The sequence below is a fragment of the Bradyrhizobium sp. Ses1 genome (genome assembly GCF_059512365.1).
The window spans coordinates 18,631-31,718 of record NZ_JCAMOQ010000051.1; the positions used below are offsets into that span (position 1 = coordinate 18,631).

The 13,088-nt window shown below is 60.0% G+C and carries 7 protein-coding genes; 6 read left to right on the top strand and 1 reads right to left on the bottom strand.

The window, feature by feature from the left end; all coding sequences use genetic code 11:
- Positions 1 to 417: 417 nt before the first annotated feature.
- The 4 genes from AC5ZG5_RS36905 (at position 418) to AC5ZG5_RS36920 (ending at position 6,319) form a co-directional block, all read left to right on the top strand.
- Entirely contained in the window at positions 418 to 1,407 is a 990-nt protein-coding gene (locus AC5ZG5_RS36905; RefSeq protein WP_456645768.1) for a hypothetical protein, read from the top strand.
- A 2,060-nt stretch (positions 1,408 to 3,467) separates the two neighbouring features.
- The gene (locus AC5ZG5_RS36910) at positions 3,468 to 4,157 is read left to right on the top strand and encodes a response regulator (RefSeq protein ID WP_456645767.1); all 690 of its coding nucleotides are present in this window, start codon (positions 3,468 to 3,470) and stop codon (positions 4,155 to 4,157) included.
- 31 nt (positions 4,158 to 4,188) lie between these two features.
- Positions 4,189 to 5,643: a type II and III secretion system protein family protein gene (locus tag AC5ZG5_RS36915; protein ID WP_456645766.1), complete on the top strand. Its 1,455-nt coding sequence runs from the start codon at positions 4,189 to 4,191 to the stop codon at positions 5,641 to 5,643.
- Positions 5,644 to 5,653: 10 nt separating this feature from the next.
- The gene (locus AC5ZG5_RS36920) at positions 5,654 to 6,319 is read left to right on the top strand and encodes a CpaD family pilus assembly lipoprotein (RefSeq protein WP_456645765.1); all 666 of its coding nucleotides are present in this window, start codon (positions 5,654 to 5,656) and stop codon (positions 6,317 to 6,319) included.
- Between the two features lie 283 nt (positions 6,320 to 6,602).
- Here the strand turns inward: AC5ZG5_RS36920 and AC5ZG5_RS36925 are convergent, their stop codons facing one another.
- On the bottom strand, positions 6,603 to 8,342 hold the full coding sequence (locus tag AC5ZG5_RS36925) for an alpha,alpha-trehalose-phosphate synthase (UDP-forming) (RefSeq protein ID WP_456645764.1): 1,740 nt from the start codon (positions 8,340 to 8,342) through the stop codon (positions 6,603 to 6,605).
- 523 nt (positions 8,343 to 8,865) lie between these two features.
- Between AC5ZG5_RS36925 and AC5ZG5_RS36930 the strand changes: the two genes are divergently transcribed.
- Both AC5ZG5_RS36930 and AC5ZG5_RS36935 read left to right on the top strand, forming a co-directional pair.
- Entirely contained in the window at positions 8,866 to 12,018 is a 3,153-nt protein-coding gene (locus tag AC5ZG5_RS36930) for a DUF2169 family type VI secretion system accessory protein (RefSeq protein WP_456645763.1), read from the top strand.
- Complete coding sequence (locus tag AC5ZG5_RS36935; protein WP_496165507.1) at positions 12,008 to 13,084, top strand: pentapeptide repeat-containing protein; 1,077 nt, start codon at positions 12,008 to 12,010, stop codon at positions 13,082 to 13,084. The genes AC5ZG5_RS36930 and AC5ZG5_RS36935 overlap by 11 nt, the downstream gene beginning before the upstream one ends.
- Positions 13,085 to 13,088: the final 4 nt, after the last annotated feature.

Sequence of the window (13,088 nt, forward strand, 5' to 3'; positions counted from 1 at the left end):
ATGATCGAGAGGATGCGGTTCTCACATGTGTTAAGCGGACGATTTCTTCAAGAACACTTCGACCCGCCGCAACTGCCAGCTTGTCCACGTTGATACCTGGCAAGGACTCTCTGCCACCCAGATGACCAGGCCCGCAATGAGGTGGCGGAGCGAACCTGACGCGGCGGGCCGCAAAAGCTCAGTCAAGGCACCCGATCTCGGCCTCGTCGAAACAGAAATGCCAGATGGCACAAAGCAGCGCCGACTTTTGATCCATCGCTTCGCGCGGCTTCCGTCTGGCTGACCGCTCGCCTCACTGAACTGAATTCATCCGGCAACCCTCAAACGGCTACTGGCTTCCTACCTGGTCCGTCAGCTTCTCGACAGCTGCACCTGCAACAATCTACGCCAACAGCCGGTACTCTAGGGAAGAGAGAAATGAATGTTGATCAACGGAATGTCGCAGACACTCCCTTTGAGGTTCACGACGTCCTGCAGCAGCCGCACCGGGTGGACCGGCAGCCAGACGAGCTGAGCGCACAGACCAACGCTCCGGCACACACGTCCGAGGATCAAGCAAGCTTTGAGCAGCAGCTAGATGACCTGGATCAAGGTGACTTGGATTCGGTCTACCCAACGTCGGATTCAGTCTCCTTTGCAGCAAATTCCAGGACCGCCACGTCTTCGTCTGCACCGAACGAGATGGCCCCGGAAACCGGTCGCTATCCAGCCACATCATTTGTCAGCGCGCGCGCTCAACTTGCCGCAACGCTGACAGGTGCCACGCTTGATGCGCTCAGAAACGAGATCGACCTCGCCGAGCAGCAATCAGCACGTTGGTCGCCAGCGACCGCAGTTCCCGATGACAGCGTCGATCGGGACCGCGTCTTCGACGACGTAGTGGGGTCGTCATATGTCACACTGCGGCGCTTTCAGAATCAGGACAATGATTGCAAGCCGCGCACGGAAGACAACACGAGCGCAATATCGCATGTCCGTAACACGGCGTGGGATCATTCTTCCGTTGGATATCCTCTGGAGCGATATCCCATGGACCGGGCGCGCCAGGCCGGATGGCATATGCGCGGCAAGACAGCAGCATCTCCTTTCGTGTCGTTGGTTGAGGATCCCTCGAAACTGGCTATTTCGCGCGACCACTGGGCGCGAGCGATCGCCAACAATGCGAACACGCTGCACACCTACACCGTCCCTAAGTCCGCGGTCTGGACGCCCGACGACGTGCTGAGCAGTATCGGGCTCGGAATGAACGTTGAGGACCAGGACAACATTGATGCGGATGTGGATCTGATGTGCTCGTTGGGCAGAACGCCAACCCGAGAGACCGAACGATTGTTTCTAGGCGGCAACCTCGACGACTACCGGACGGCCAGCGACGCAAATCCGTACAAGCGCGATGGCGCTGATTAGATACCTGCTGAGCTCGCCCTATCGCAGTGGGTGTCTTCACGCTCAATCATCAAGGCACCTACCCTTAGGGACGAGTTGGAGGATGCGCGCAGGCTTCAGGAACAATAGCTTGAGCAGCCTGAGCATCGAGCTGCCATCAGACGGCTCAATCGGCGCCGACATCCTGAGAGCGGATCCGACACCTGGAGCCCACTCGCTCCTCTCTTCCAAGTCGTTCCTTGGCGGTACTCATTCGAGTTTTTTCGGGTATTGCCCGACATCGATCCAATCGTCGCGGTCACATTCGCCACTGAGCTCGGTGACGTGAGCCGTTGAAAGCCGCGCCTCCACTTATGGCTGGCTCGACCAGATGCTGGACGCGCGTTCGACCAGAAGACCGCCGGACGCGATAAAAGCCGCATCAGCCATGGCATGGCAAGCGGCGTAACGCGCTACGCCTATCCGCCGCTTGAATGCGTTCCATTAAAACAATTGATTTTGCCGATCTTGCCTGAAGCCCCCATAGTCCGTCGCGGTTTTTGGATGCAGCATTCAAAATGTGGTGTGACAATCGATTCTCTCTTCCGTCCCCTGCCGATCAATTGGACTTGGGCAATCGCGTGTCTGCATCCACGACGTTAAGTCCCACGCGTCAGATCAACGCATCTCGCGGCCAGCCATAGTCTGCCTGCCAATCGCCTCATGTGAGGCAATTAGGCAATCGCATGCTTACGCGCGTTATGGCTTACCTTAAAGCCTAGCAGGAACGACTGACTCACACCATCGGCGCGGCTCAAGCTGCACCTCATAGGATTTGGACAGACGAAATGCTCACGACGTTGGAGAAAGCGAGACCGACCGCGATTCTCAAGGCTATGACCGTGTCCAGACTGTGTCGTCGTCGCTTCAGGACGCGCGCAAGTTGGAGGGTGCTCGTAACGAACTGTTAAAGACACTTGAATCTCACCTAACGTCAGATTGTAGGATTTCCGATAGCCTCGCGACACAGAACCCCTGCTCGCGCGAACACCTCCTGACAGGTAGCAAGAATTGCAAACGTCTTTCAAACTTAGCGCCGCACCGCTCCGCTTCATCACGCGGGTCGATCACTCCTGTCGGCAACGTGTTCTCCGCACCGCCTATGTGCAGGACAGACGAACCAGCGCCACCCCTGTTGCAGCCGGAGCAAGATTTAGCAGTCGCGTAGAAGTCGGGTTCTGTTTACCTCGCCCTTTCCGCGCACCACGGAAGTCCAAATTCGAGTTGCGATCATTTTGCCGTCGTTCATCCCAAGTGAAGAGATGCAACTGGCGTAACGACGTCAGCCAGATGCGCCATCGCCCCGAAATGCGGCGGTCCTATCCGTCCCTCGCTGGCTGCTTTCGATGGGATCACGCATCGGAGGCGACCGAACGTTGGGAGCGTTGGCGTCCTGCATGTCCATCACCGGCTAGGGAAAGGCTTTTTCCGTAGCCGGGAGGCGCATCGATCGTTTCGTCGCGCAACGCGGCTCTGGAGACATCCTCCAGATGCATAGCGTGAAACTGTCTTTCGCGCGGAACAACTCGCTTTGTCGTGACTTGGCGACGCCACAGGCTCGACAGCATAGCAGGACTGACCGCGGGACTGGGGCAAAGTGGGGAGTTCCCAATGTCGGTTTCGCTGGGCTATTCAGCCACAAATCCATCCGCTCGCTCGTGCGCTTGGGTTTCGATTGCGCGGTCCAGCGCTATCAAAACTGAGGGCTGCTGCTCAGTACGTGCAAACACGGCTGCGATCGACGCGCAGATGCGTCAACCTGCTGCTACGGCTTTCGGCCTCGTGAATGATTTCGGACTTCTTCCCGGCACAAGGGGCCTGCTCGGCATCGCCGACGACGCATGCGGTCCCCGGCAGGCCATCGCACTCTCCAATCCGGTGACAGGGGACTCACTGGGATTGATCGCCCGCCACCATGCTCTGCCTCCTCGCTACCGGACTTTGGCGCTCACGCCAAAGCGGGCGCCTGTCAGTTTCGTCGAACCTCTTGGTCAACCGTGCCGCGCTTAAGGTCTTGGCGTGGATAGACGAGAGGCGATGAAATGCGAATTCTCCTGGTTGATCATCATGCGGACTTTGCGCGTGCTGTGAAGGAAGCGCTGCTCAATTGCGGGTTCGCGGTCGACGTGGCACGCACGCTGGATGAGGCGGCGGCCGCGCTGGATTGCGCGCACTACCACATTCTTTTGCTCGAATTGGTTCTGCCCGATGGAGACGACCTGGACTGGCTGAAGCAGCTGCGGCGCGAGGAACGTTCAATGCCGGCTATGATGATGAGCAGTCTCAACGATCTCGGCCGGCGGATTGCGATTTTCAATGCGGGTGCGGATGATTTCCTCCCCAAACCTGTGTCGACCGAAGAACTCATCGCGCGCATGCGAGCCATTCTGCGGCGGTCGACGCAAATGACGGCGCCGGTCGTGACATTCGGCAACCTGCATTTCGACCCGATCGCGAGGCAAGTCGCGGTCGGCGGTCGGATACTGAGGATTGCCCGCCGCGAAGTGTGCATTCTTGAACATTTGCTCAACCGTGCCGGCCGCACCGTGCCGCGCGCATCCCTGGAGGATAGCCTTTATGCGTTCGACGACGAGGTCTCGACCAATGCGTTGGAAGTCGGGATCTATCGCTTGCGCACGCATTTGAGCCAGTCGGGTGCGACGCTCAGGATCAAGACCGCGCGCGGCGTCGGTTACACCCTTGAACTCATTGGCGCAGCGTCGGCTGCCTAACTAACTAAATCGAACTTGACAGCAACATCCCTTGAAGGTCGTTAACAATGCTGCCGGCGCTGACGAGCCGTCGATGGTCGCTGGGGCGCCGCGCTCTGCCGTTTTGCCTCGCCTCTGCTACGTCCTGTGCGGACTTGCTCTGCTATTTCCCCTTGCTGCGGCAGCCCAGATCAAGCGGGATGGCAAAGGAGAACCGCCGCGTAGCGCGCCCGGCAGTACCTCCGGCACGCTGAACCTTACTTCCTCACAGGGCAAGACAGTTCATCTGACCGCCCCGGCCGCGAGCATCTTTGTTGCCGACCCGACGATTGCGGATTATCAGGCGCCGTCGAACACGACGATCTTCGTGTTTGGCAAGAAATCCGGACGGACCAGCCTCTTTGCCCTGAACGAAAACGGCGAGGCTCTCGCCGAGTTGCGCGTCGTCGTCACACAGCCGATTGAGGACCTGCGAGCCACGCTTCGAGCCGAGGTCGGCGACTATCCGATCCAGGTCAGCTATACCCCGCGCGGCGCAATCTTGAGCGGTACGGCGCCCAATGCTGAGGTCGTCGAGACTGCCAAGAAGGTCACCGAGCAGTTTCTCGGGACGGGGGCGCTGGTCGTCAACAAGATCCGGGTGGCCGGCTCGCTGCAGGTGAATCTCAGCGTGCGGGTGGCTGAAGTCTCCCGCAGCGCCGTCAAGGATCTCAATATCCACTTCACTGCTTCTAGCCCGAACGGCGCTTTCCTTATCAGCGGCAAGGATGGCGGATCCGCCGCGGCGAATGGCGGCGGCACGATCGGTATCGGGCTCAGCGCGGGCAATACCAACCTGAGCGCTGTTCTCGACGCGCTCGCCAGTGAGCACCTCGCCTCGATCCTGGCTGAGCCGAATCTGACGGCGATGTCCGGCGAGTCCGCGAGTTTCCTGGCCGGCGGCGAATTCCCCATTCCTGTGATGCAGGATAATCGCCAGGTTTCGGTCCAATTCCGCCAGTTCGGCGTGAGCCTCGAGTTCGTCCCGACGGTTCTCAACAATAATCAGATCAATGTCCGTGTGAAGCCCGAAGTCAGCGAACTGTCGAGCGAAGGCCAAGTCAAGATCAATGGCATGGAAGTCCCTGCCCTCTCGACGCGGCGGGCCAGCACTGTGGTCGAACTCACCAGCGGTCAGAGCTTTGCGATCGGCGGACTGATCAGGCGCAACTTCAACAACGACATTGGCGAGTTTCCCTGGCTCGGCGACGTGCCGATCCTCGGCGCGCTGTTTCGCTCCTCATCGTTCCAAAAGCGCGAAACCGAGCTGGTCATTATTGTCACGCCTTACATTGTGCGGCCGGGATCGAACCCGAGCCGGATGAGTGCGCCGAGCGACCGCATCGCACCGCCCTCGGACGCGGGCCGCATTTTGACGAACACACTGGCGCGGCCGCCAAAAGACCGCGATGCGCCCCGCACCAGCGCTCCAGGATTGACGGGCAGCGCCGGCTTTATCATCGAATGAGGATCGTCAAATGACCTTGCGACATCTGTGCCATTTGATCGTTATGGCGGCAACATTAGGCGGGTGCGCAAACAGAGCTTCGATCCATTCCGGACCGGCTGAACAAGCGATTCAGGTGGAGCAGAAGAGCAGTGTCCTGTTCCTACAAACCCTTCGTGGCTCCGAAAGGCATCGGCTGCGGAATTTCATTGCGAGTGCTAGTGGCGGCCGGCGGGATGCACTCCATGTCGATGTCACCGGCTCACCCCAGCTCATCGCACAGGTGGCCCACGAGGCCCGCGCCATGGGCGTTGCCCCCTATAACATCCGCCTGTCCGCCTCCCCGCTCGATCTACCCACCCGTTTCGGGGTGAGGACCGAGGCGATCACCTTTGAAGCCCACCCTCCAGTCTGTCCGTCGCTTTCCATCGTCGGGCCTGCAGTAAACGATAATTCGTTCGACCCGACGCTAGGCTGCTCGACCAGAAACAATCTGGCAGTCATGGTCAACGATCCGCTCGACTTGCTGGACAATCGATCTGTCATGACGAGTAATGGCGATCGCGCCGCCATTCCTGTTGCCAGCTATGGCACCTTTGCCCCGGGTAACAAGAGCAACGGAGAAGACGGACAGAGCAACAGGACCACGCCGGAAGCCCAGGCACCGGGAACGAGGGACGTACAGCCTCCTCGATGAGGGGCGTTGCAATCCCTAGCGCACGGTCAAAATAATCTCGCGTTTTTTTCGTTCCGGTTGAATCGGGGCGGAACCCTGGATTTTTGTTCTGGCGCGTTTTCTTCACGCGAACCGGTACCGACTTCGCTCGAAAGCACTCAGACCAGCCCGGCAGCGTGAAGCGCCTTTGCGATCGGCTCGGACCTCTAGCAGGCGACGGCCGATAGGACGACATCGGATGACCGAAGACCTTTGATGTCGACCGTTCAAGCAAGAGGTGCCAATTACAAGCCACGACGCACGTTCAGCCGCCCTTAAGTCGAGGTATGAGAATAACTTTGACGCCCAGCGGATTGTTGGGGGTCACCTCCCCCATCCCTGCAGCCAACTGTGCCATGTAGGGATGACCGTGGATGTAAATATCTGTTGTGGGCTGGTACGGCCTCGGGAAGGCATCTACGCTATTCAGCGCGCCGAGCACAATGTCTGGAGCCGCTTGAGGACCGTGGTTCCAGCCCGAGTCTACGATGTGGGTGAAATCCTCATCTAATATCCTAGCCCGCACACCGAATGCTGGGCATGACAAGTGCCGCGGCAGGTCAAAATGGCTTGCGCCTCCGGCCAATTTCGCCTCGACCTCTCGTTTCGAACTGCTGGACTCTCCCACATCCCGCGGGCTCTGTCTTCCGAGTTTCTCGGTCCGAATCTTCTCCAACTCGGAGATAAAGTGCGCCGACCACTTCTGGATGGGATACGCTCGAAGCTTCGCGATCATCTTCTTCCAGCGGCAGATGCGCTCGGGTAGTGACATTGAAAATGCGATCGAAATCTTGTCTGCTATGTCTTCGATGTCGTTGGGCTCGATGAGCCGCGCCCCGTCGAGTTCCTTGGCCGCGCCGACATATTTCGACAAAACGAGCACGCCGGGATTGCTGGGGTCTTGCGCGGCAACATATTCTAGCGCTACGAGATTCATCCCGTCACGCAACGATGTTACCAAGCCGACACGTGCAGCGCGGTAGAGGCCGGCAAGCACTGCCTGACTCTGAGGCTTCGTTTCGTGACGGATCGGCATCCAGCCGTCCGCGCCATGGCGCTCGTTGACGTCCTCGACAAGAGCCGCGACATCGTGCTGATAGTCATCGTAGCTCGTGATGCCTGATCGTGAGACGGTCGCGATCTGCAAAAGCGAGATGCTACGCGGCTCTTTGTTCAAAACGTGATCGATAGCCCGAACGCGATTGTCGAGACCCTTGGTGTAGTCGAGTCGGTCAACGCCGATGGCAAGCTTCTCACGATCGAGACCTTCCAATAGCGACGAGACATCGGCATTCGAACTCGCGTCTGCTGCATATTGTGCAAATTTGTCTGTATCTATGCTGATCGGAAATACTTGGCATCTTGTAACGCCACCACGGCGTGAAGTCACAACACCGTCTTCGCTGGGTGTGAGGTCGAGATCGGCACGGACGCAGGCAAGGAAATTCTGCCGGTCCTCGTCGGTCTGAAAGCCTAGCAAATCATACGCAAGCATCGACTCGGTCAGTTCGCGATGATGCGGTACCAGCTGCACGTCGGGCGCCGGCCATGGCGTGTGCAGGAAGAAACCGATCGGTCGGTCGACGCCCAGATCACGCAGCTCGGCGCCGAGCGTGAGGAAATGATAATCATGTACCCAGAACGCGTCCCTGTCTTTATACTCGATCAGCGCGTGGGCCATGAGGCCGTTGATTTTGCGATAGCTATTATAATCGCCGGCCGAGGAGGAGACCCGCTCTGTCAGCGAATGTAACGCCGGCCATAGTTCCGAATTCGAAAAGCCCTCATAATAGCGGCGATAATCCTCGGCAGGCAGATCCACCCTCACGAGCTTGCCTCCGCCGAGCGCCACGACGAGCGGTTCAGCCTCCGACGGGCGCCTCGGCCCCACCCAAATTGCGCCGGATTGTTGCACCACGGGAACCAGCGCGGCCTCAAGCCCGCCTGTCCTTGGTTCAAGGGCGTTGCTGCCGGCAACCCGGTTCGAGACGACGACGAGATTCACAAGTCATCCTTTCCCGTCTGATCTGCGTTTGCCGGGCCTTCGATCAATTTGCCACGCCTGATCGCTGACTTTTACGGCCTGACGCCCGCCCCCCTTCGACGATTTCATGCGGGCGCGCAGCTTCGAATAACGGGCGTAGGCCCTCGCTGCCACAAGGCGAAGGTGCTCATTCCGACGCCGAGTGCGCCAACGGCTTCGTCGCGCGAAGGCGGCCTTCGCAAGCCAACGAAGCACCGGTTTTCTGCAGACAGAACGGCCTGTACTTTTCGGCCAGCCGCACCCTGGTCTTCTATCTGGCCGCTCGAGCGGCCTTGCGGGCCGATGATTCCGCAGTAGCAAATCGCGGCTACCTCGACCATCAAACCGTCGCCACGGTACGGAACGACTATTTATGCAACGCGGAGCTGGATGGCTGCCTACCTCACTTGGTATGTGACACAAAGACGCGTTTGGATGTTGAGACCGAAAGTCCGTCACGCTCGAGAAATATTGGTAAAAAACCAAAATCGTCACGGCAGGCTTCATGCCCGTTCTTGTAAAGCCCCGCACACTGGGTCTGTTGACCAAATGCGAGCGTCGTCGTCCAGGGGCGAGCCTCATCATTTCGGTCTTCGCGATGTTCGACCTCGCCAACCCGGGCGCCGATCGTCTGCTGGGCGAGCAGGAGCTTTGGGTGATGGCCGCGAAGGAGCTTCCGCCCGGCACCCCTCTCGACATCGGCATGCCCAAGCCGCAAGCCGAGCTGCTCATCAGCGGACATGCGGCGGCGCCTGAGGGACGGCCGACCGAGCGCATGATGTTGGGCTGGACACTCGGACCGATCCAGAAGCACCTTCTGGTGACGGGCGACCGCTATTGGCAGACGACCACCTCCGGCTGGCGACCGACAGAAGTGCAACCATTCCAGCAAATGCCGCTCACGCGCCAACGCGCGTTTGGCGGGCCCGGCTACGCAGCGAACCGGGTCGGCGCAGGCCATGAGGCTCTCCGGCGCAGCATGGCCGGCGAGCTGGTGGCCCTACCCAATATAGAACGCCCCGAGCATGCTATTCAGTTCATCGACGCGATCGCACCGCCCGCAACCTTCGGACCAATGGCGCTTGATAGCAATGAGCGCCTACAGTACGCGGGAACCTATGATGCCACGTGGCTGCAATCAGTTGCCCCCGCTCTGGCGAGCGATGCCGATCCGCGGCTTTTTCTGTTCGCTCCACCAGACCAGCGCTTGAGCGGCTTCATCTGCGGCGGAGAATCCTACGCGCTGCAGAACTTCTCCGCCGAGCATCCGTTGATCGAAGGCCGTCTGCCGACCTTTCGCGTGCGCTGCTTCATCGGCTGGCGCGATGTGATGCGTGGCGTCACGGAACTGCAGACGCACATCGACACCCTGTGGCTGTTCGCGGGAGCCCGCCGCGGCGTCATGATCTATCGCACCGCGATTGCCGTGCAGGAATTGGACGGCAGCGACGTTGGCGACATTATCGTCGCTTACGAGCAACAAGGCGAGCCGGCGCGGCCGTTCGATCATTATCTGAATGTCCGGCGGCTGCGGCTCGACCCGGCGAGCGCCCCACGCTATGCGTTTTCGGAACATCAACTTGCCCCTGAGATTTCGGCTGCCGAACGCGAACGTCGCACGGCTCGGCGTCGGCATCTGGCCGAACAGCGCAGAGCGCGACAGCTGGCCTCCATGCACTGGGCGCTCGATCAGGAGTTCGCACGCATTGAGCTCCCGCCTTCGCTGCGTCCGACGATCGAGATACCGTCAGTCGAACCATCGAGCATTCCCGAATTGTTGCCGGAGGAACTCGAGAGCGGCGAGATCGAATTGTCCGAGATCCTCGACGCGTTGGAGACGGTCCAGGCAAAGGCAGAATCCGACGTCGACAGGCTTGACGCCCAATATCGACCGATACGTGCAGCCTATGAAAAGGTTGCTAGCGGAAACGCCGCACCGAGCGATATCGACGCCTTGCTTGCCGCAATCTCGTCCACGGACGCCGCGCAGTCGATGGACGCAAGCTTTGAGCACGCCTCGCCATTCCCTGAGTTGCCGGATACTGATCCGGGCCTCATAAAGGATATCGAAGACAAGTTTGCTCGGGCGAAAGACTGGCGCGGCGATGTCCTTGGGACGGCAACGCAACCGCTCGACGAGCAAAAACAATTCGAACTTGCGCATGCTCGCTTCTTTGACTTGGCGGCGGGACGGCCGCTCGAGCCGATACGCAACGCGATATCGGACGACGCCTTTTTGCTTCCCGATATCCCAGAGCCGGACCTGCCGGAAAAATCGCGGAGCGCCACGCCAGAGGCGCCGCCGCGCCTGACCATTGACGAGATACTGGCGCAGATCGACGCCTCCGATCCACCGCCTGACGCCGCCCAACGAGCGCGTACGGCACTCACCGATGCTGAAGAGGCGCTCAGAAGGGTCCTTCCTGCGTCACTGTCCGATGATCGCGCGCCGTTTGAGGCTTTGAGTGCACCCCATCAAGGGGCAAACAGTGACGAGCCCGGAGCAGGGATCGCCGCAGCGAAGACAGAAACTACGAAAGCGGTGACCGTCCTACGGACCGAGATCGACAGAGCGGAAGGTCAGTTGGCAGCCGGCACGGCCGCGGTAAGGCTCGCCTCACCCAAGCCGCTCAAGCCTGACGCGATGCTGGCGCCGGCTGTCGCACGCGCGCTGGGCGATCTGGTGGAAGAGGAGTTCCGACGCGGCAGCCTGGTTGCTGGTCGGGATCTCGCCGGCGCCGACCTCTCCGGGCGAAGGTTCGCGAACGCGGACTTCTCCGGCGCCTTCCTTGAAGGCGCGAAGCTGAACGGAACCAACCTGGCCGGTGCGAAACTGATGAAAGCCGCGCTGACCGGCGCAACGCTCATCAACGCTGATTTAAGCGCGACCGATCTCACCGAAGCCAATCTCGGTGAAGCCGACTGCCGTGGAACACGTTTCGCGGGCAGCCAGCTTGTGCGCACCAATCTTCTCGGCGCGCGCATGGTGGGCGCATGCTTCGACCAAGCGCATCTTGGCGAGCTCCAGGTTTTGCGGGTACCGATGATCGGGGCGACCCTCCGCTCTGCGCAAATCCGTGAATGCTCCTTCATCGAAGCCGCGCTCGATAACACGGATTGGGGGAACGCCGTCCTCGAGCGCGGACAATTCATGGATCTCTCGCTATCTTGTGCGAGCTTTGCTGGCGCGCGACTTGAGCAAACCTGTTTTCTCAAGGTGACAGCGGCCCTACTCGATCTCTCGAGCGCGCGATTTGACCAAGTCAGCTTCATCGGCGATGTCGATCTGCGCGACGCCCGGTTCGGCCGCAGCAGCGCCGAGGCGCTCTCCTTTCAGACGGTCGACCTCAGTGGCGCCGACTTCACCATGGCTCGACTGAACGGTGCCTATTTCGGCAAGTCGACGCTGGCGCGCGCCACCTTCCGAATGACCTCGCTGAAACGCGCGGTCTTCACCGCCAACGATCTGCGCGGCAGCGACTTCTATGCGGCCAACCTGCTCGAGGCGCATCTCAACCAGGCCAACCTGGCCGGCGCCAGCCTGCGCCATGCAAATCTCTATGGTGCAGACCTGATGGATGCTTCCTTGGTCGCGACCGATTTGAGCAACGCAAATATCGACCGCACCGTCCTGATGGTCACGCGCCATGTCAATTGATCTTATATTGCAGTCGATCGACCATCAGTTCCCCGTACGCAAAGCTAACCTCGATGGCGAGACGCTATCTGGACTACGCCTGAACGATGGCGTGGTGCTGAGTTCCTCTTTTCGCGGCAGCCAGTTCACGCATGCCCGCCTGACCGGCATGACGTTTCAGGACTGCGATTTCAGCGGCGCTTCCTTCGCCGATGCTTACCTTGACAAATGCATATTTGTCGATTGCCACGCTGGCGGATCCGACTGGCGGCGGGCGCGCTTGACCCAGTCGACGTTCATGACATCAGATTTCAGCCATAGCGACTTCGGCGAGACGCGGCTCAGCCAGACGACAGCGATGCGTTGCGTGTTGGCCCGGACGATCCTGAGCAAGGCCACTCTCTCTCAAAGCGCTCTCATGGATTGTGACCTCGCCAATGTCGTGCTCGACAACGCCACGCTGAGGAACGCCGCCATAACGCAGGCCGATTTGCGTAGTGCACAGCTCACGGGACTGCGCTGCGACACGATCCATTTCTCCGAATGCGATCTGTCGGAGCGGGATCTCTCCGGGCTGATGCTCGCGCGAGCGAATCTGAGCGGTGCCAAGCTGCGAGGCGCAAACCTGTCCGGAACAGACCTGTCCGGTTCCGTGTTGACGGGCGCGAGCCTCGTGGGTGCCGATCTCTCCGGCGCGACCGCCCCGAACACACTGTTCGTCAGGGCTGACCTGCAAGCCGCCAGGCTGCGCAATGCCGATTTGAGGCAATGCATCTTCGTAGAAGCGCGCCTCGACGGCTGCGATCTTTCCGGCACTCAATTGGGAACAGCCGTTTTCACACGTGCATCAGCCAGGTGCGCCTCGTTTGCCGGCGCCGATATGTCCTACGCGCTGATGCACCACGCCGTGGTCGATGGCAGCGACTTTTCCGGCTCGCGATTTCTGCGCACTGACTTTCACTGCGCGTCGATCGAAGGCAGTCGGTTCGTGACCCGGCATGGGAGCGTCTTAAACACTGTGCCGGAACGCGCCGTCGCCGAACTCTATGATCCAAGCCGCGTCATCCCTCTCTATGGAGTGAGCTAAACAA

What these genes read in the sequence shown, in the direction of transcription:
- AC5ZG5_RS36905 (WP_456645768.1), top strand. Translation starts at nt 418, where the DNA reads ATGAATGTTGATCAACGGAATGTCGCAGACACTCCCTTTGAGGTTCAC.
- AC5ZG5_RS36910 (WP_456645767.1), top strand. Translation starts at nt 3,468, where the DNA reads ATGCGAATTCTCCTGGTTGATCATCATGCGGACTTTGCGCGTGCTGTG.
- AC5ZG5_RS36920 (WP_456645765.1), top strand. Translation starts at nt 5,654, where the DNA reads ATGACCTTGCGACATCTGTGCCATTTGATCGTTATGGCGGCAACATTA.
- AC5ZG5_RS36930 (WP_456645763.1), top strand. Translation starts at nt 8,866, where the DNA reads ATGCCCGTTCTTGTAAAGCCCCGCACACTGGGTCTGTTGACCAAATGC.
- AC5ZG5_RS36935 (WP_496165507.1), top strand. Translation starts at nt 12,008, where the DNA reads ATGTCAATTGATCTTATATTGCAGTCGATCGACCATCAGTTCCCCGTA.